This is a genomic window from Pseudomonas putida, from assembly GCF_025905425.1.
GTDB lineage: Bacteria > Pseudomonadota > Gammaproteobacteria > Pseudomonadales > Pseudomonadaceae > Aquipseudomonas > Aquipseudomonas putida_AF.
Window position 1 is genome coordinate 2,063,559 of sequence record NZ_CP109603.1, and the last position, 17,967, is coordinate 2,081,525.

Sequence of the window (17,967 nt, forward strand, 5' to 3'; positions counted from 1 at the left end):
CAGGCTGTCGCAGTGCCTCAGGCGACTTTGACGATCCAGCCTGCCGGTGCTTCGACGTCGCCGCTCTGGATGCCGGTCAGCTCGTTGTAGAGCTTCTGGGTGACCGGGCCGACTTTTTCCAGGTCATGGAACACGTGCAGCTTGCCGTTGAACTCGATACCACCGATCGGGGTGATCACTGCGGCGGTGCCGCACGCACCGGCTTCGATGAAGCGGTCCAGGTTGTTGATCTCGACATCGCCTTCGATCACTTTCAGGCCCAGGCGCGAGGACGCCAGTTCCATCAGCGACAGGCGGGTGATGCCTGGCAGCACGGAGGCCGATTTCGGCGTGACGAACTCGTTGTTGGCGGTGATGCCGAAGAAGTTGGCCGAACCGACTTCCTCGATCTTGGTGTGGGTCAGCGGGTCGAGGTAGATGGCATCGGCGAAGTTCGCCTTCTTGGCTTCGGCGCCCGGCTGCAGGCTGGCGGCATAGTTGCCACCGACCTTGGCCGCGCCGGTGCCTTGCGGGGCGGCACGGTCGAAGCTGGAGATCTGGAAGTTGTGCGGCTTCATGCCGCCCTTGAAGTACGAGCCAACCGGGATGGCGAAGATCGAGAAGATGAACTCGGGGGCGGTGCGCACGCCGATGTTGTCACCGGTGCCGATCACGAACGGGCGCAGGTACAGGGCGCCTTTGCCATGCGGTGGCACGAAGTGCTCGTTGGCCTTGACCACTTGCTTGCAGGCCTCGATGAACACATCGGTCGGCACGTGCGGCATCAGCAGGCGGGCGCAGCTGCGCTGCATGCGTGCGGCGTTCTGGTCCGGGCGGAACAGGTTGATCGAGCCGTCCTTGCAGCGGTAGGCCTTGAGGCCTTCGAAGCACTGCTGGCCGTAGTGCAGGGCAGTGGAGCCTTCACTGATGTGCAGTACGTTGTCGTCGGTCAGGGTGCCTTTGTCCCATTCGCCATTGCGCCATACGGACAGGTAGCGTTTGTCGGTCTTGATGTAGTCGAAACCCAGCTTGTCCCAGTTAATGCTCTCGTTACTCATGACACCCTCGATTGTCTTGCAGATGCCCGATCGCTCGGGCTGCTGTTATATGCGCACCACGCCACGATAATACATCCGTCGCGGATCGGGAACGGCCAGTCACGAATTGCTGGGCGCTGATGCACTCAAAGATGCCAGTAATCATCCAGCGCGAGCCTTTCGAGCAGCACCGCATCATGGGAAACCACCACCAGCGCCCCCCGAAAATGCCCAAGCATGCATTCCAGCGCGGCCAGTGACGGCAAGTCCAGATGGTTACCGGGTTCATCCAGCAGCAACAGGTCCAGCGGCCGTTCGCGGTACAGCACGGCAGCCAGTGCGGCCTTGAGCCGTTCACCGCCACTGAGCAGGGCGCTGGGCAGCTCAACACGCACCGCATCAAGGCCCAACTGCGCCAGCCGGCTGCGCAATTCACTCTGTGCCAAGGTCGGGTTGGCCTGGCGCAGGTGGTCGAGCACGGTGGTTTGCCCCGATAGCACGCTGCAATGCTGATCGAGCAAGGCCACTTCGCCGCTCAGGCGGACGATGTCGGACGGCACGGTCAAATCGCCATTCAGCACGCGCAGCAAGGTGGACTTGCCACTGCCGTTGGCGCCGACCAGGCCCACACGCTGGCCCACGCACAGCCGCAGGTTCAAGGGTTTGCTGTTGCCATGCGGCAGACGCAGTTGTTGCAGAGCCAGTACTTCCCTCCCAGGGTGACGTTGAGGGGTCGGTGCATGCAGGATGATGGTACTGCTCTGTTCAACTTCACGGGCTGCATCACGGACGTGAACTTGCAGGGCCTGTAAGGCTTCGCGATGGTCGCGGCGCTGTTTGCCAGCCGTGGCCTGGCTGCGCTCCTGCTGACGATCCAGCAGAATCTTCGCCTGGTTTGCGTGCTTGGCCTGGCGCCCGGCGCGCGCCTGGTGGCGCTCAAGGTCTTCGCGCTGGCGCTGAAGTTCGTGGGCGTGACGTTGGCGCTCGTGTTTGAGTCGAGCAAGTTGCTGCTGTGCCAATTCCGTTTGTTTGGCTTTTTGCGTGGCATAGAGGCTGAAGTTGCCCCCGAACGCCTGCAAACCGAGGCTGGACAGCTCGACGATACGCGACATGTGTTCAAGCAGGCTGCGGTCGTGGCTGATAACCAGCAAGCCTCGGTCCCAGGCCTGGATCATGGTCAGCAACTGCGCGCGGGCCTCGGCATCCAGATGATTGCTCGGTTCGTCCAGAATCAAATAGTCGGCGTCGCTGAGCCAGGCACCGATCAAGGCCACGCGCATGGCTTGGCCACCGCTGAGGCTGCGGGTCGGCTGGTGCCAGTCGAGCTGGCCGAGGCCCTGTCGGTCAAGTTGCAACTGGAGTTGCTCGCGTATATCCCAGCGCTCACCTACTGTGTCGTAATCGACTGGATCGACGCTGCCCTGTTCAATGCGCTTCAACGCCGCGATCACCGTACCTGCCTGGGCAAGGTCGGCTACCGTGGCGCTTTGCTGGATGACCTGTTGATTCAGGTGATGGATGCGACCATGGCGAAGGCAGCGCCCGCTGCTGGGCTCGCGCTGGCCGGCCAGGATCTGTCCGAGCAGGCTTTTACCCACGCCATTGCGCCCGACCATGCCCGTACGGCGCTGATCGAACGATTCGCTGAGATCGGAAAACAACAGCCTGCCGTCAGGCAAAGCCAAAGAGACGCTGTCCAGCGTCAGGATCGACGTATTCGTCATGCACAACTCCACTCATGCCGCGACATCTCCGGAGCGAACCGGAGGCTGAAGACTGGCCGTCGAAGGGACGGCGGCATCAATGGCGCATTGGACGAATACCTCGTAGGAGTGGAAGCAGGATCGTATCGGACCGGCGAAGGCAGGTAAAGCGCCGCCCGCTGCTAGGCCTCAGCGCCCCCGCAGCCGTTTGCTCCAATCCCCGCCGTGGCTGCGGCTGCACGCCTCTTCACTGTCAAAACGCACATGCCAGGCCAGGTGGTCCAGGCGAATCCCTACGTCATCAAGCGCCTGGCCGGTCAGCGCCAGCATGCGCGCCTTGGCATCCCCAGCCAGTGCGGTGGATTTATCCGCCTCGCGCTCGAACACCCAGGTGATGCGCAAGCTGGCGGGGAAGCTGTCGGGGTCGAGGTGGTGGGTGAGCCAGCTGAATCCGACGATTTCTGCCTTGGCTGTTTCGCAGGCCTCCGTCAGGCAAAGCACCAGCTCACGTTCCACGCGCGCTATCTCGCGCTTGCCCATGGCCTTCACTGGGTGGCCTCGTCGTCGATCTGCTGACAAAAGCGCAGGCGGTTGCCGAACGGGTCGTAAACCTGCATCTGCAGGCCCCAGTCCAGGCGCTCGGCCTCGGGGCGGGCGTAGCCATAGCGCTTGGCCTGCAGCTCGCGTTCGAGGGCGCGCAGGTCGTCGATGCGGGCGAACACGGTCGAGCCGGGGGTGGCATCGCCATGGTGTTCGCTAAGGTGCAGGATCAGCCCGTCGCGGTGTATTTGCGCGTACAGGGGCAGTTCCGGGCTGAAGCGGTGCTCCCAGTCCAGGCTGAAACCGAGAAAGTCGAGGTAGAACTCTTTGGCCTTGTCGACCGAAAAAATACGCAGTACCGGGATGGCGGGGGCGAGCGGCATAAGGCGTCCTTGGCCGTTGGCGAAGGTGCAACTGTAGCGCAGTTGTGCCGTTGCTTGCGCATCTCTGGCCGCTTGGCGGGCGGCAATGGTTGACCACCTGCCAGCCACTGCGTAGCCTTGCCACTTCGAGGTTCTTCGGCCAGGCCGAAGCTAAGACGGGAACGCGGTACAAGCCGCGGCTGCCCCCGCAACTGTAAGCACCGACAACGGGTCGACACAGCCACTGCGCAATCACGCGGGAAGGCGTCGTGCCCTCCAGCCCTGCTATTTATCGCGCGGCGGGTACGGTGCGAGCCAGGAGACCTGCCTCGAAGCGATTTCGACTTTCAACCGGGCGGGGTGATCCGGTGGCGAACAAGCCCGGCCGACCTGGCCCGTGGCTTTCGTCCTGCATGCCCGCGCCATCTGCCAAGGGCATCGCGACATGAAAACACTGGCCAAACTCCCCGTCACCATCGTTACCGGCTTCCTCGGTTCGGGCAAGACCACCTTGCTCCGCCACATGCTCGACAACGCCCAGGGCCGCCGTATTGCGGTAATCGTCAACGAATTCGGCGAATTGGGCATCGATGGCGAAATCCTCAAGCAGTGCAGCATCGGCTGCACCGAGGAAGAAGCCAGCGGCCGCGTTTACGAGCTGGCCAATGGCTGCCTGTGCTGCACCGTGCAGGAAGAGTTCTTCCCGGTGATGCGCGAGCTGGTGGCCCGCCGTGGCGACCTCGACCACATCCTCATCGAAACCAGTGGCCTGGCGCTGCCAAAACCGTTGGTACAGGCCTTCCAGTGGCCGGAAATCCGTAACGCCTGCACCGTCGACGCGGTCATCACCGTAGTCGACAGCCCGGCTGTGGCGGCTGGTACCTTTGCCGCCTACCCGGACCAGGTGGACGCACAGCGCAAGCTCGACCCCAACCTGGACCACGAGTCGCCGCTGCATGAACTGTTCGCCGACCAGTTGGCCAGTGCCGACCTGGTGGTCCTGAACAAGGCCGACCTGATTGACGCCGAAGGCCTGGCCAAGGTGCGCGCCGAGGTGGCCGAAGAGCTGCCGCCTGCCGTCAAGGTGGTCGAGGCCAGCAGTGGTCGCCTGCCACTGGAGGTGCTGCTGGGTGTTGGCGCCGAGTCCGAGGCGCATATCGATGGCCGTCGTACCCACCACGATTCGCACCACGATGGCGATGATCATGACGATCATGACCACGACGCCTTCGATTCGATCTCCATCGACCTGCCCGAGGCGGACGAAAGCCTGTTGCTCGATGCCCTGACCCAGTTGGTGGTCGAGTTCGGTATCCTGCGCGCCAAAGGCTTCGCGGCCATTCCGGGCAAGCCGATGCGCCTGCTGGTGCAAGGTGTGGGTACCCGCTTCGACAAACACTTCGATCGCGCCTGGCGCGCCGACGAGCCGCGTATCACACGCCTGGTGCTGATCGGTCAGGAGCTGGACGCCGTGCAACTCGAAGCGCGCCTGCGCCAAGCCCTGGGCGCCTGACCCATGCACCTGCTGCGGACCCAGCCCGGCGGCTTCGTGCCGGATGACAGCATCGCCGACCTCGGCCAGACCCCCGCCGACCTGGTGATCCTCTGCAGCGGTGATTCACACCTGGCATTGCTCGCCGACACCGCCGAGCAACTGCCTGAGGACTACCCCAGCCTGCGCCTGGCCAACCCGATGCAGGTGCAGAACCATGCCTCGGTCGACCTGTATGTGGACGAGGTACTGCGCCATGCCAAGGTCATCCTGGTGTCGTTGCACGGTGGCGTTGGCTACTGGCGCTATGGCGTCGAGCAGTTGGTTGCCCTGGCGGCCCGTGGCGTGCAGCTTATTCTGGTGCCGGGCGACGACCGCCCGGACCCGGAACTGACCGGCTTGGGCACGGTGACCGGCGATCAGGCCGAACGCCTCTGGCACTACCTGCGCCAGGGCGGCAAGGCCAATGCCCTCAACCTGTTCAACTGCCTGGCCAACCAATGGCTGGACCGTGACTATGGCTGGGACGAACCGCAGCCATTGCCCCGCACCTCGGTGTATCACCCGGCCAAAGGCAGTGCGCTGCTTGAGGACTGGTACGCGCAGTGGCACCCGGAGCACCCGGTGGCGCCGCTGCTGTTCTACCGGTCACACCTGCAGGCGGCCAACACCGCGTTCATCGACGTCTTCTGCGAACGCTTGCTGGCGGCGGGGCTCAACCCCTTGCCGATTGCCGTGGCCAGCCTCAAGGAAAGCGCTTGCCTGGAACAGGTCGAGGCCTGGCTGGATGAGGTCGGCGCCGAGGTCCTGATCAATACCACAGGGTTTGCCCTGTCCAGCCCCGAACGCCCCAACCTGCGCCCGTTCCGCCGCGACATCCCGGTGTTGCAGGCTATTTGCGCGCAAGACAATCAAACCGGCTGGGAGGCCAGTGAGCAGGGCCTGGGCGCGCGTGACCTGGCCATGCACATTGCCTTGCCGGAGCTGGACGGGCGCATTATCACGCGCCCGGTCAGCTTCAAGGACATGGCCTGGCGCAGCGAGCGCAGCCAGTCCGACGTGGTCTGCTACCGCGCCCACCCCGAACGCATGGATTTCGTTGCTGAACTGGCCCGGCGCTGGGTAGCGCTGGCCCGCCTGCCCAATGGGCAGAAGCGCGTAGCGCTGGTGCTGGCCAACTACCCGACCCGCGACGGCCGGATTGGTAACGGGGTGGGGCTGGACACACCGGCGGCCGCCTTGAACATCCTCCAGGCACTGCAGGCCGAAGGTTATCCGTTGGCGGATCTACCCGGCACTGGCACGCAGTTGATCCACCAGTTGCTTGGCGGCGTGACCAATGACCTCGACCATCTGGATCAGCGCCCCTGCGCGCAGAGCCTGAGCCTGGATGACTATCAGGCCGCTTTTTCACGCCTGCCTGAGGCCAATCGCCAGGCGGTGCTGGAACGTTGGGGGCCACCCGAGCAAGACCCGATGTACCGCAGTGGTCGGTTGATGGTCGCGGGCCTGCGCTTCGGCCTGACCTTCGTCGGCATCCAGCCGGCGCGGGGCTACCAGGTCGATCAGAGCGCGGTGTATCACGACCCTGACCTGGTACCGCCACACGCTTACCTGGCGTTTCATTTCTGGCTGCGTCATGCCTTTGCTGCCGATGCGGTCATCCATGTTGGCAAGCATGGCAATCTGGAATGGCTGCCCGGCAAGGGCGTGGGCCTGTCTGCGCAATGCTGGCCGGACGCATTGCTCGGCCCGCTGCCGAACATCTACCCGTTCATCGTCAACGACCCGGGTGAGGGCGCCCAGGCCAAACGCCGGACTCAGGCGGTGATCATCGATCACCTGATGCCACCACTGACCCGCGCCGAAACCTACGGCCCGCTGCGTCACCTGGAGCAATTGGCCGACGAATTCTATGAGGCGCAGCTGCTTGACCCGCGGCGTGCCCGCGAGCTGCAGCGCGACATTCTCGAACTGGTCAAGGCCAACCACATCGACCGCGAGTTGCAACTGGAAGGGCAGCTGGACGATGCCGCCGTGTGGCTGCCGCGTCTGGACACCTACCTGTGCGACCTGAAGGAATCGCAGATCCGCGATGGCTTGCATGTGTTTGGCCAGTCGCCCGAGGGGCGGCTGCGGCTGGACACCTTGCTGGCCTTGCTGCGCGTGCCGCGCGGCGACGGCCGGGGCGGCAATGCCAGCCTGTTGCGCGCACTGGCCAAGGCCCTGGTGCCGGGCTTTGACCCGCTCGATTGCGACCTCGGTCAGCCTTGGCAGGGGCAGCGCCCAGAGCCTTTGCAGGCGGTGCACGACGCGCCCTGGCGCACCTGTGGGGATACCCGCGAGCGCCTTGAACTGCTGGCCCTGCAGGTGATCGAGCAGGCGTTGGGCGGCACGTCGGCACTGCCCGCCGTGAGCGAATGGCAAACGGTGCATGAGGTGGTGCAGGCGCTGTGTGAAACGGTGTCGCCGAGCCTGGACGCCTGTGGTGCGGCCGAAATCAACGGCCTGCTGGCGGCCCTGGCTGGCCGCTTCGTCCCGGCGGGCCCCAGTGGCGCACCCAGCCGCGGGCGCCTGGATGTGCTGCCCACCGGTCGCAACTTCTATACCGTGGATGTGCGCAACCTGCCCACCACCACGGCCTGGCGCCTGGGGTTCGCCTCGGCGAACCTGATTCTTGAGCGCCACTTGCAGGACCACGGCGACCACCTGCGCCAGCTCGGCTTGTCGGTCTGGGGGACCGCGACCATGCGCACCGGCGGTGACGATATTGCCCAGGCGATGGCTTTGATGGGCGTGCGCCCGGTGTGGGCCACCGGCAGCCAGCGGGTCGACGATTTCGAAATCCTCCCGCTGAGCCTGCTGGACCGCCCACGGGTCGATGTGACCTTGCGCGTTTCGGGGTTCTTCCGCGATGCCTTCGGCAACCTGATTCGCCTGTTCGATGCCGCAGTGCAGGCCGTGGCGGCGCTGGATGAGCCCGATGACCTCAACCCGCTGGCAGTACGGGTGCGCAACGAGCGCGAAGCGTTGCAGGCGCAGGGCATCGACGCCGAGCAGGCCGCTCGCCAGGCTGGCTGGCGGGTGTTCGGGGCCAAGCCCGGTGCTTATGGCGCGGGCGTACAAAACGCCATCGATGGCCGTTTGTGGCACAGCCGCGACGACCTGGCCGAGGTCTATCTCAACCACGGCGGCTATGCTTACGGCGCCAGTGACGAGGGCACCCCGGCTCGCGCCCAGTTCGCCCACCGCCTTGGGCAAGTCCAGGCCGTGCTGCAGAACCAGGACAACCACGAGCACGACCTGCTCGACTCCAACGACTATTACCAGTTCCAGGGCGGCATGCTGGCCGCTTCGGAAACTTTGTCTGGCACGCCGGTGGCCAGTTATCACGGTGACCACAGCCAGGTCGATCGGCCGCGTATCCGCACCCTCAAGGAAGAGCTGAACCGGGTCATCCGTGCCCGTGCGCTAAACCCCAAGTGGATCGACGGGGTGAAGCGTCACGGCTACAAGGGGGCCTTCGAGATGGCCGCGACGGTCGACAACCTGTTCGCCTTCGACGCAACCACGCACCTGATCGACGACCATCATTACCAGTCCCTGGCCGATGCCTACGTGCTCGACCCGGCGACCCGCGACTTCATGCGCGAGCACAACCCCGAGGCCCTGCGCGACCTTACCGAGCGCCTGCTGGAGGCCCAGCAGCGCGGCCTTTGGGAGGCGCCTGGCGATTACCGCGAAGCCCTTGAGGCACAGTTGCTCGACGGCGAGGAACAGGCTTGAAATGAGTGAATCCGTACAATTTCCGCTGGCCGCCGTGGTCGGTGCCGATGAGCTGAAACTGGCCCTGTGCCTGACTGCTATCGACCCGAAAATCGGCGGCGTGCTGATCGAAGGCCCGCGCGGCATGGCCAAGAGTACCCTGGCCCGTGGCCTCGCCGACGTGCTCGGCGAAGGCCCGTTCGTCACCCTGCCATTGGGCGCGAGCGAGGAGCGCCTGGTCGGCACCCTCGACCTGGACGCTGCGCTGGGGCAGGGCAAGGCACAGTTTTCGCCGGGCGTGTTGGCCCAGGCTGATGGCGGCGTGCTGTACGTGGATGAGGTCAACTTGTTGCCCGACACCCTCGTCGACCTGTTGCTCGACGTGGCTGCCAGCGGCACTAACCGTATCGAGCGCGACGGCATCTCGCACCGGCACAGCGCCCGTTTTGTACTGATTGGCACCATGAACCCGGAAGAAGGCGAATTGCGGCCGCAGTTGCTCGACCGTTTCGGCTTGAACGTGGCCCTGGAAGGTTTGCCAGAGCCGCAGGCGCGCCAGCAGATCATTCGTCGTCGCCTGGCGTTCGACAGCGACCCGCAGGCCTTCTGCGCGCAATGGGCCGCTGCCCAGGCGCAGTTGCGTGAGCGCTGCCAGCAGGCGCGTCACGGCCTTGCCCAGATAGCCCTGGACGACCAGGCCCTAGCCTGGATCACCGAGCGCTGCTATGCCGCAGGGGTCGATGGCTTGCGTGCGGACCTGGTGTGGCTGCGCGCTGCCCGCGCACACTGCGCATGGCGTGGGGGCGTGGCCATTGAAGAAGCCGATGTCGACGCGGTGGCCGAGTTCGCCCTGCGCCATCGCCGTCGGGTCACGCCTGCGCAGCAGCCGTCTTCGCCGCCGCCGCAAGCAAGCGAGCAGGGCGCAAATAACCAGGGCGGGCAGGGTGACTGGGGTGCGCTGCCACCTCAGCCGGTGGCCACTGGCGCACGCCGCGAGGTGCCGAACTGGGCAAAAAAGCCCTGAGCATCCGCCAGCGACCTGCCCAAGGGACGGATGCCAGACCACGCACGGGGAAGCTGCCAGGCGCCAGCCGTGGCCGCGCGCACAGCGCCGCCACGGGCCGGGTGGCCTGGTTGCCGACTTTGCTCAAGGGGCGGCCACGGCTGCGCGACGACCTCTGCTGGCAACAGCGTAAGGCCCAGGCTAACGAGCTGTGGCTGGTAATCGTCGATGCGTCTGCCTCAACCCGCCGCCACCAGGCGCTGGCCCAGACCAAAGGCTTGCTGGCGGCGTTGTTCGACCAGGCATACCGCCAACGGGCCCGTCTGGCCTTGCTGACCGCCAGCGGGCAGACGCCACAGTGGCAGCGTCACGGCCTGAAGGCCTCGGCAGCCCTGCAGCCATGGTTGCAAGCGCTGGGCGCCGGTGGCGGTACGCCGTTGATCGCTGCACTGGAGCAGGCACGGCAATGGCTGCAGACGCGGCAGCAGGCGCACCCCAACGAGGCGCTGCGCTGCCTGGTGTTCACTGATGGCCGACTGCAGCACTGGGATGCCGTGCAACCCATGCCGTGTGCGACGCTCTTGGTCGACATGGAACTGGCGCCCGTTCGCCTGGGGCGTGCGCAACGATTGGCAGAACAGCTGCAGGCTGATTACCAGCACCTTGAGCATTTCAAGGTCGTGGATTGAATAACGGCGGATACTGCGACACGATGTCGCAATAAAGAGTGTCGCAATAAAAAGTTGCCAGGACAGCAACCGGGAAGTTGTACAAGTGCGTGACAGGGCACGCACTTGGAGGGGCAATCGATATTACTTTGGCATCGACCAGGGTTGCAGGTCATAACCTTTTTCGCACAATTCGGCGCGCACTTCCTCGATCAGGCTGGCCCACTGCGCAGGGTCGGAATAAATGCGCGAGGACACTTGTTTGCTGCCGATGCGGGTGCTGGTCCGGTCGATCACTGCCAGGCTTAGCTCACCAGTACCATTGGGTGCATCCCAGGCTACGCACTGGAAAGGTTCGAAGGCGTGGTCGGCAATCAGCAGTGCTTCGTTGACACGGAGCGGGGCATTCATGGTTCGGTCTCTCTATGGTCCCAAACATCGAAGTGAGTCCGCGTTGCTTTTAAGTCGCCTCAATTATCGCGAAGTGCAGCGCGGGGTTATGTGTACTGATGCTCGTTGTCCGGGGGCAAGTCACACTTTGGATGTAAAAAAATTTGTCAGGGTCGAATCCGTGCTTGCCTGCGCCGCCATGTGATGTCGATAAAGTGCGAAAATTCCCGTCACACATTGTAAAAAAATGAGTCGGCAGACAGACGGTACTGGGCACCGTCAAGTTCGTTGCTACTGTTAATTGGGCGCCACAACTTGCTGTTTTACTTCATAAAACCAAACACTGGCGCCAAGGATCGGTCATGCAGCAACCCGCTTCCCAACGCCGTTTGCTCATCGTCGACCCCTGCGACGACTGCCACCGCCTGCTGCCGGGCTTGCGCAGTGCCGGCTGGGATGTGGACAGTTGTGTCCTCGGCGCCGCGCTGGAACACACCTGCGATGTTGGCCTGCTGCGTCTGCAGGCATCGCACCTGCGCCATCCTGACGCCGTGAAGGACATGATCAAGCGCAGCAATACCGAATGGATTGCTGTGCTCAGCGCCGAGCAGTTGCGCATGCAGAACGTGGGTGACTTCGTTTGCGAATGGTTTTTCGACTTCCATACCTTGCCGTTTGATGTTTCCCGCGTGCAGGTTACCCTCGGGCGGGCGTTTGGCATGGCGCGCTTGCGCGGCAAGGGGGCGGCGCGGGTCGATGAGGCCACCCATGAGCTGCTGGGTGAAAGCCGACCGATTCGCGAATTGCGCAAACTGTTGGGTAAGCTGGCGCCCACCGAGTCACCCGTACTGATCCGCGGTGAGAGTGGCACGGGCAAGGAGTTGGTGGCGCGTACCCTGCATCAGCAGTCACAGCGGCGCGATCAACCGTTTATCGCAATCAACTGTGGGGCGATCCCCGAGCACCTGATTCAGTCCGAGCTGTTCGGGCATGAAAAGGGCGCGTTCACCGGCGCTCATCAGCGCAAGGCAGGGCGTATCGAGGCCGCCCATGGCGGTACCCTGTTTCTGGACGAGGTCGGTGATTTGCCGTTGGAGCTACAGGCCAACCTGCTGCGCTTTCTGCAGGAAAAGCACATTGAACGGGTCGGCGGCAGCCAACCGATCCCGGTGGATGTGAGGGTGCTGGCGGCAACCCACGTGGACCTGGAAAAAGCCATCGAACAGGGGCGCTTTCGCGAAGACCTGTATTACCGGCTCAATGTGTTGCAGGTGGTGACCGCGCCGTTGCGTGACAGGCATGGCGACCTGTCGATGCTGGCCAGCCATTTTGCGCATTTCTATAGCCTGGAGACCGGGCGCAGGCCGCGCTCGTTCAGTGACCATGCCTTGGCGGCCATGGGCCGGCATGACTGGCCCGGCAACGTGCGCGAGTTGGCCAACCGGGTGCGGCGCGGGCTGGTGCTGGCTGAAGGGCGGCAGATCGAAGCGCAGGACCTGGGTTTGCAGACCGAGCAGGAACAGCCGCCGCTGGGGACGCTGGAGGAATACAAGCACCGGGCAGAGCGCCAAGCCCTGTGTGATGTGCTGAACCGCCACAGTGACAACCTGAGCATCGCGGCGAAGGTGCTGGGGATCTCACGGCCAACATTCTATCGGCTGTTGCACAAGCACCAGATTCGCTGAGCTGAGTGACCAGCGATCGCCGCAGGGCAGCCCACCCTGTGGGAGTGGGCTACCTCATGCGCCGCCCGATCAATGCGGTGCGCGCGGGATGGTCTTGAGCAGGTCTTCCGGGCTGATGTGCCCCACCACTTGAGCCACCGCGCTGCCGGGTGTCGGCAGGTCGATGATGTGGCTCTTCATCTTGCCGACCACGTGCATTTCACACGGCTTGCAGTCGAACTTCAGGGTCAGTACTTCATCGCCCTGAATCAACTGCATCGGCGCGACTTTGGTGCGCACGCCGGTGACGCCCTTGGCCTGCTTGGGGCACAGGTTGAACGAGAAGCGCAGGCAGTGCTTGGTGATCATTACCGGCACTTCGCCGTGCTCTTCATGGGCCTCGTAGGCCGCGTCGATCAATTGCACGCCATGGCGGTGGTAGAAGTCGCGGGCCTTCTGGTTGTACACGTTGGCCAGGAACGACAGGTGCGACTCTGGGTAGACCGGCGGCGGCGTGGTTTCGGCCTTGCGCCCGCCACGCGGGTGCGCCTCGACCCGTGCAGCGGTCAGCGCCTCGATGGCTTCGCGGCGCAGGGCTTTGAGTTGCGAGTTGGGGATGAAGTACGCCTGCGGTGCATCCAGCTCGATGGCGTTGGCGTGGTACTGGGTGGTGCCCAGCTGGCCTAGCAGGTCGTGCAGTTGCTCCAGTGCCTGTTGCGGCTTGTTGGCTGGGCCGAACGGGCCGTCCAGGGCTACCTGCACACTCACACCTTCCTCACTGCTGACCGTCAGCATCAGGCGCTGCTCGCGCAGTACCGCGTGCCACTCGACACCCACCCGGCGCTCGGCCGAAGTGCGCTGCAAGGCTTGCTGCCAGTTGTGGTCGAGGTTGCGCGACAAAGGATGGTTGGGCCGTAGCTTGTACAGGCCATCGGGCATTTCGTTGGGCTCGACGCGGTAGCGGTAGCGCTTCTGGCCGTCTTCCTCGAACTCGCCACGTGGCTCGGCGATATTGGCGCGGAAACCCACCACTTCACGCTTGACCTGCACGTTGAGGCCATCGCCATTGCTCAGCGGCACCTCGGTGGTAACCAACATGTCACGCTTGTTGACCTTTTCCACCACGCCCACCGGCAAGCCGGTGAAAGTAGGCGAGTCGAAGGCACCGATGTCGATCTTGCGGTCGCTGACGAAGTAGTCGGTGCTGCCGCGGTGGAAGGTCTTGTCCGGGTCGGGGACGAAGAAGTGCTCGGTACGGCCGCTCGACGCGCGGGCCTGGTGCGGGCGGTCTTCGAGAATGGCGTCGAGCTCTTTGCGGTAGTGGGCGGTGATGTTCTTCACATAGCCCATGTCCTTGTAGCGGCCCTCGATCTTGAACGAGCGCACGCCGGCATCGACCAGGTCGCGCAGGTTGGCGGTCTGGTTGTTGTCCTTCATCGACAGCAGGTGCTTCTCGAAGGCAACCACGCGGCCCTGGTCATCCTTGAGGGTGTAGGGCAGGCGGCAGGCTTGCGAGCAGTCGCCACGGTTGGCGCTGCGCCCGGTCTGGGCGTGGGAGATGTTGCACTGGCCGGAGAAAGCCACGCACAGCGCGCCGTGGATGAAGAATTCGATGGCGGCGTCGGTTTCGGCGGCGATGGCGCGAATCTGCTGCAGATTTAGCTCGCGGGCCAGTACCAGCTGCGAGAAGCCGGCCTGGTCGAGGAACTTGGCCCGTTCCAGGGTACGGATGTCGGTCTGGGTGCTGGCGTGCAGCTCGATCGGCGGAATATCCAGCTCCATCACCCCCAGGTCCTGCACGATCAGGGCATCGACGCCGGCGTCGTAGAGCTGATGGATCAGCTTGCGCGCAGGCTCCAGCTCGTTGTCGTGGAGGATGGTGTTGATGGTGGTGAACACGCGTGCATGGTAGCGACGTGCGAACTCGACCAGTTCGGCGATTTCGCTGACTTCGTTGCAGGCGTTATGGCGCGCGCCGAAGCTCGGGCCGCCAATATAGATGGCATCAGCGCCGTGCAGGATCGCTTCGCGAGCGATGGCCACGTCACGGGCAGGGCTGAGCAGTTCCAGGTGATTCTTTGGAAGGGACATGTCGTTATATTTTCGGGCGGTCACGGTTTAGGCGGGCATTGTAGCGGTGAAACGGGTTGGTGGCATCCCTACGCTGCTTAGAGGTGGTATGCCAGGTTGTAGGAGCGGCCTTGCGTCGCGAATGGGACGCAAGGCCGCTCCTACGAGGCTGGGCGCAATCTGCTGGGGTCAGCGCTTGGCAGCCATCGCAGTGACTTCCACGCGCATGCCTTCAACAGCCAGCGAGGCCACGCCAACGGCGGCGCGTACTGGCCACGGCTTGCTGAAGAAACGCTGGTACACCTCGTTGAACGCTGCACGTTCAGCCATGTCGGTGAGGTAGATGGTCAGGTGCAGCACGCGGTCCATGCCGCTGCCGGCTTTTTCCAGGGCCACTTTCAGCGCCTGCAAGGTGCATTCGCTCTGCGCAACGATGTCGCCCAGTTCGAGGCTGCCATCGGCGCGTGTGGGGATTTGGGTGGAAACCAGCACGCCGTTGTATTCGGCGACGTCGGACGAAATGGAGTCGGCGTCCGGGTCGGGGGTGTAGGTGATGTCTGTGTTTGCCATGGGAGCGTTTGCCTTGCTACGGAAGGAAAGCGGCAAGCGTACGCGAGCAGGCGGCAGGGGTCGAGCCGTTCGGGCACTGCCACGTGTACCGCTGGCAGATGCACAAAAAAACAGGGCGCCTGATAGGCGCCCTGCGGGGTGTTGCTTAGGCTTCAGCGTCCCACGGACGATCACCTTTTTCATCTTTGACGCGGGTCGGCAGGCCCATCACGTCCAGCGCCTTGAGGAACGGCTCGGCTGGCAGTTCTTCAACGTTGACCATGCGCTTGGCATCCCACTCGCCACGGGCGACCAGCAGGGCGGCAGCCACTGGCGGTACACCGGCAGTGTAGGAAATACCCTGGCTGTCGGTCTCGGCAAAGGCTTCTTCGTGATCCGCTACGTTGTAGATGAACACTTCGCGCGGCTGGCCGTTTTTGGTGCCCTTGACCAGGTCACCGATGCAGGTCTTGCCGGTGTAGCCCGGGGCCAGGGAGGACGGGTCAGGCAGCACGGCCTTGACCACTTTCAAAGGCACCACTTCCAGGCCTTCGGCGGTCTTGACCGGCTGCTCGGAAAGCAGGCCCAGGTTTTTCAGCACCGTGAACACGTTGATGTAGTGCTCGCCGAAGCTCATCCAGAAACGCACGTTCGGCACGTTGAGGTTCTTCGAGATCGAGTGGACCTCGTCGTGACCGGTCAGGTACAGGTTTTGCGAGCCTACGACCGGCAGGTCGTCGGTACGCTTGACCTCGAACATGGTGTTGCTGGTCCACTGGCTGTTCTGCCAGCTCCATACTTGCCCGGTGAACTCGCGGAAGTTGATTTCCGGGTCGAAGTTGGTGGCGAAATACTTGCCATGCGAGCCGGCATTGACGTCGAGGATGTCGATCGAATCAATGCGGTCGAAGTATTGCTGCTGCGCAAGTTTTGCGTAGCTGTTCACCACACCCGGGTCGAAACCGACGCCGAGAATGGCTGTAATGTTCTTTTCTTGGCACTCTTCGAGGTGTTTCCACTCGTAGTTGCCGTACCAGGGCGGCGTTTCGCAGATTTTGCCTGGTTCTTCGTGAATCGCGGTGTCCAGGTAGGCAACACCGGTATCGATGCAGGCACGCAGCACCGACATGTTGAGGAAGGCAGAGCCCACGTTGATCACGATCTGCGATTCGGTCTCGCGGATCAGTGCTTTGGTCGCCTCGACATCGAGCGCGTTGAGCGAGAAGGCCTGGATGTCGGCGGGTACCTTGAGGCTACCCTTGGCCTTGACGCTGTCGATGATGGCCTGGCATTTGGAGATGTTCCGCGACGCAATGGCAATACGACCGAGTTCGTCGTTATGCTGCGCGCACTTGTGGGCCACCACCTTGGCGACACCTCCTGCACCAATGATAAGAACGTTCTTCTTCAATTTATCCCTTGCTCCTTACTGAAAGCCGGTCTTACGACAGGCTGGAAACGTAGTCTTCGAAACCGAACTCGCGCACCACCTCGACACTGCCGTCGAGCTGCTTGACCACGATGGATGGCATTTTCAGACCGTTGAACCAGTTTTTCTTGACCATGGTGTAGCCCGCCGTGTCGATGAACGACAGGCGATCGCCGATGGCCAACGGACGATCGAATTGGTACTCGCCGAAGATGTCACCGGCCAGGCACGATTTGCCGCAGACCATGTAGGTGTGCTCGCCATCGTTGGGGGCCATCTTGGCGTTGAGGCGGTAGATCAGCAGGTCGAGCAGGTGTGCTTCGATCGAACTGTCGACCACGGCCAGGTGCTTGCCGTTGTACAGGGTGTCGAGCACGGTCACTTCCAGCGAGGCGCTGTTGGTGATGGCGGCTTCGCCTGGCTCCAGGTAAACCTGTACGCCGTAAGTTTGCGAGAAGGCTTTCAGGCGCGCGCAGAACGCATCGACGGCATAGTCTTCGCCGGTGAAGTGGATGCCGCCACCGAGGCTGACCCACTCGACCTTGTGCAGCAAGTGGCCGAAGCGTTCTTCGATGTGGGTGAGCATCTTGTCGAACAGGCCGAAGTCGCCGTTCTCGCAGTTGTTGTGGAACATGAAGCCCGAGATCTGCTCGATGACCTTCTCGATCTTCTCCGGGTCCCACTCACCCAGGCGGCTGAACGGGCGCGCCGGGTCGGCCAGCAGGTAGTCGGAGCTGCTGACTTGCGGGTTGACGCGCAGGCCGCGGACTTTGCCTTCGGACTGTTCGGCAAAGCGCTGCAGCTGGCCGATCGAGTTGAAGATGATCTTGTCGCAGTTCTCGAGCATTTCCTCGACTTCATCGTCGGCCCAGGCAACGCTGTAGGCGTGGGTCTCGCCGGCAAACTTCTGGCGGCCAAGCTTGAGCTCGAAAAGCGACGAAGAGGTGGTGCCGTCCATGTATTGCTGCATCAGGTCGAACACCGACCAGGTGGCGAAACATTTGAGGGCGAGCAGCGCCTTGGCACCGGAGTGTTCACGCACGTAGGCGATCTTCTCCATGTTGCTCAGCAGCTTGGTTTTATCGATGAGGTAGTACGGCGTCTTGATCATTTAAAGGCCCCCGGCAAGGCCGGCCAAAAAAAGGACACGCATTGTGCCTTCACTCGCTACAGATCGAAAGGGCGAGATGCGCTTTTCGTCAGGCTCGCTGGAAATTTCCCAGGTGCGTGAGGCTCATTAGAACAGGCCTGTGTGACTATCCTGATCTCAGGGGCGTTTTTTTATCCCATCCCATTGGAACAGTTTGTTGCGCCCA

14 protein-coding genes and 1 riboswitch are annotated in these 17,967 nt (G+C 63.2%); of the genes, 5 read left to right on the forward strand and 9 right to left on the reverse strand.

The features are described from left to right. Positions 1 to 17: 17 nt before the first annotated feature. The 4 genes from OGV19_RS09255 to OGV19_RS09270 all read right to left on the reverse strand — a co-directional run bounded on the left by OGV19_RS09255 (position 18) and on the right by OGV19_RS09270 (position 3,642). Positions 18 to 1,037, reverse strand: a complete 1,020-nt coding sequence (locus tag OGV19_RS09255; RefSeq protein WP_264313108.1) for a branched-chain amino acid aminotransferase — start codon at positions 1,035 to 1,037, stop codon at positions 18 to 20. Between the two features lie 125 nt (positions 1,038 to 1,162). Continuing rightward, the gene (locus tag OGV19_RS09260; protein WP_264313109.1) at positions 1,163 to 2,740 is read right to left on the reverse strand and encodes an ATP-binding cassette domain-containing protein; all 1,578 of its coding nucleotides are present in this window, start codon (positions 2,738 to 2,740) and stop codon (positions 1,163 to 1,165) included. A 168-nt stretch (positions 2,741 to 2,908) separates the two neighbouring features. Further along, positions 2,909 to 3,268: a hypothetical protein gene (locus tag OGV19_RS09265; protein ID WP_264313110.1), complete on the reverse strand. Its 360-nt coding sequence runs from the start codon at positions 3,266 to 3,268 to the stop codon at positions 2,909 to 2,911. Then, positions 3,265 to 3,642: a glyoxalase superfamily protein gene (locus OGV19_RS09270; RefSeq protein WP_264313111.1), complete on the reverse strand. Its 378-nt coding sequence runs from the start codon at positions 3,640 to 3,642 to the stop codon at positions 3,265 to 3,267. Before OGV19_RS09270 ends, OGV19_RS09265 begins: the two co-directional genes overlap by 4 nt. 111 nt (positions 3,643 to 3,753) lie before the next feature. Beyond that, positions 3,754 to 3,968: riboswitch (cobalamin riboswitch) on the forward strand. A gap of 98 nt (positions 3,969 to 4,066) precedes the next feature. Between OGV19_RS09270 and cobW the strand changes: the two genes are divergently transcribed. The 4 genes from cobW (at position 4,067) to OGV19_RS09290 (ending at position 10,570) form a co-directional block, all read left to right on the forward strand. Beyond that, positions 4,067 to 5,134: a cobalamin biosynthesis protein CobW gene (gene cobW, locus OGV19_RS09275; RefSeq protein WP_264313921.1), complete on the forward strand. Its 1,068-nt coding sequence runs from the start codon at positions 4,067 to 4,069 to the stop codon at positions 5,132 to 5,134. 3 nt (positions 5,135 to 5,137) lie between these two features. After that, positions 5,138 to 8,899, forward strand: coding sequence for a cobaltochelatase subunit CobN (gene cobN, locus OGV19_RS09280; protein ID WP_264313112.1), 3,762 nt, complete (start codon positions 5,138 to 5,140; stop codon positions 8,897 to 8,899). 1 nt (position 8,900) lies between these two features. Beyond that, complete coding sequence (locus OGV19_RS09285) at positions 8,901 to 9,902, forward strand: magnesium chelatase ATPase subunit I (protein WP_264313113.1); 1,002 nt, start codon at positions 8,901 to 8,903, stop codon at positions 9,900 to 9,902. 101 nt (positions 9,903 to 10,003) lie between these two features. Next, a complete protein-coding gene (locus tag OGV19_RS09290; protein WP_319026045.1) occupies positions 10,004 to 10,570 on the forward strand; it encodes a vWA domain-containing protein in 567 nt (188 codons plus the stop codon). Between the two features lie 123 nt (positions 10,571 to 10,693). Here the strand turns inward: OGV19_RS09290 and OGV19_RS09295 are convergent, their stop codons facing one another. Next, the gene (locus OGV19_RS09295) at positions 10,694 to 10,960 is read right to left on the reverse strand and encodes a hypothetical protein (RefSeq protein WP_013972506.1); all 267 of its coding nucleotides are present in this window, start codon (positions 10,958 to 10,960) and stop codon (positions 10,694 to 10,696) included. A gap of 341 nt (positions 10,961 to 11,301) precedes the next feature. On the opposite strand from OGV19_RS09295, the gene OGV19_RS09300 reads away from it, so the two are divergent. After that, positions 11,302 to 12,624, forward strand: a complete 1,323-nt coding sequence (locus tag OGV19_RS09300; protein ID WP_264313114.1) for a sigma-54 dependent transcriptional regulator — start codon at positions 11,302 to 11,304, stop codon at positions 12,622 to 12,624. Positions 12,625 to 12,693: 69 nt separating this feature from the next. Here the strand turns inward: OGV19_RS09300 and OGV19_RS09305 are convergent, their stop codons facing one another. The 4 genes from OGV19_RS09305 to OGV19_RS09320 form a co-directional block, all read right to left on the reverse strand. Continuing rightward, complete coding sequence (locus OGV19_RS09305) at positions 12,694 to 14,694, reverse strand: peptidase U32 family protein (RefSeq protein WP_264313115.1); 2,001 nt, start codon at positions 14,692 to 14,694, stop codon at positions 12,694 to 12,696. Positions 14,695 to 14,862: 168 nt separating this feature from the next. Then, complete coding sequence (locus tag OGV19_RS09310; protein ID WP_264313116.1) at positions 14,863 to 15,243, reverse strand: RidA family protein; 381 nt, start codon at positions 15,241 to 15,243, stop codon at positions 14,863 to 14,865. Between the two features lie 145 nt (positions 15,244 to 15,388). Continuing rightward, positions 15,389 to 16,633, reverse strand: coding sequence for a saccharopine dehydrogenase family protein (locus OGV19_RS09315; RefSeq protein WP_264313117.1), 1,245 nt, complete (start codon positions 16,631 to 16,633; stop codon positions 15,389 to 15,391). A gap of 31 nt (positions 16,634 to 16,664) precedes the next feature. After that, the gene (locus OGV19_RS09320; RefSeq protein ID WP_264313118.1) at positions 16,665 to 17,762 is read right to left on the reverse strand and encodes a carboxynorspermidine decarboxylase; all 1,098 of its coding nucleotides are present in this window, start codon (positions 17,760 to 17,762) and stop codon (positions 16,665 to 16,667) included. Between the last annotated feature and the right edge of the window lie 205 nt (positions 17,763 to 17,967).

Excerpts from the sequence above, each read along its gene's own strand:
- OGV19_RS09300 (WP_264313114.1), top strand. The coding sequence starts at position 11,302 with ATGCAGCAACCCGCTTCCCAACGCCGTTTGCTCATCGTCGACCCCTGC.
- cobW (WP_264313921.1), top strand. The coding sequence starts at position 4,067 with ATGAAAACACTGGCCAAACTCCCCGTCACCATCGTTACCGGCTTCCTC.
- OGV19_RS09270 (WP_264313111.1), bottom strand. The coding sequence starts at position 3,642 with ATGCCGCTCGCCCCCGCCATCCCGGTACTGCGTATTTTTTCGGTCGAC.
- OGV19_RS09305 (WP_264313115.1), bottom strand. The coding sequence starts at position 14,694 with ATGTCCCTTCCAAAGAATCACCTGGAACTGCTCAGCCCTGCCCGTGAC.
- OGV19_RS09285 (WP_264313113.1), top strand. The coding sequence starts at position 8,901 with ATGAGTGAATCCGTACAATTTCCGCTGGCCGCCGTGGTCGGTGCCGAT.
- cobN (WP_264313112.1), top strand. The coding sequence starts at position 5,138 with ATGCACCTGCTGCGGACCCAGCCCGGCGGCTTCGTGCCGGATGACAGC.
- OGV19_RS09260 (WP_264313109.1), bottom strand. The coding sequence starts at position 2,740 with ATGACGAATACGTCGATCCTGACGCTGGACAGCGTCTCTTTGGCTTTG.
- OGV19_RS09255 (WP_264313108.1), bottom strand. The coding sequence starts at position 1,037 with ATGAGTAACGAGAGCATTAACTGGGACAAGCTGGGTTTCGACTACATC.
- OGV19_RS09295 (WP_013972506.1), bottom strand. The coding sequence starts at position 10,960 with ATGAATGCCCCGCTCCGTGTCAACGAAGCACTGCTGATTGCCGACCAC.
- OGV19_RS09320 (WP_264313118.1), bottom strand. The coding sequence starts at position 17,762 with ATGATCAAGACGCCGTACTACCTCATCGATAAAACCAAGCTGCTGAGC.
- OGV19_RS09310 (WP_264313116.1), bottom strand. The coding sequence starts at position 15,243 with ATGGCAAACACAGACATCACCTACACCCCCGACCCGGACGCCGACTCC.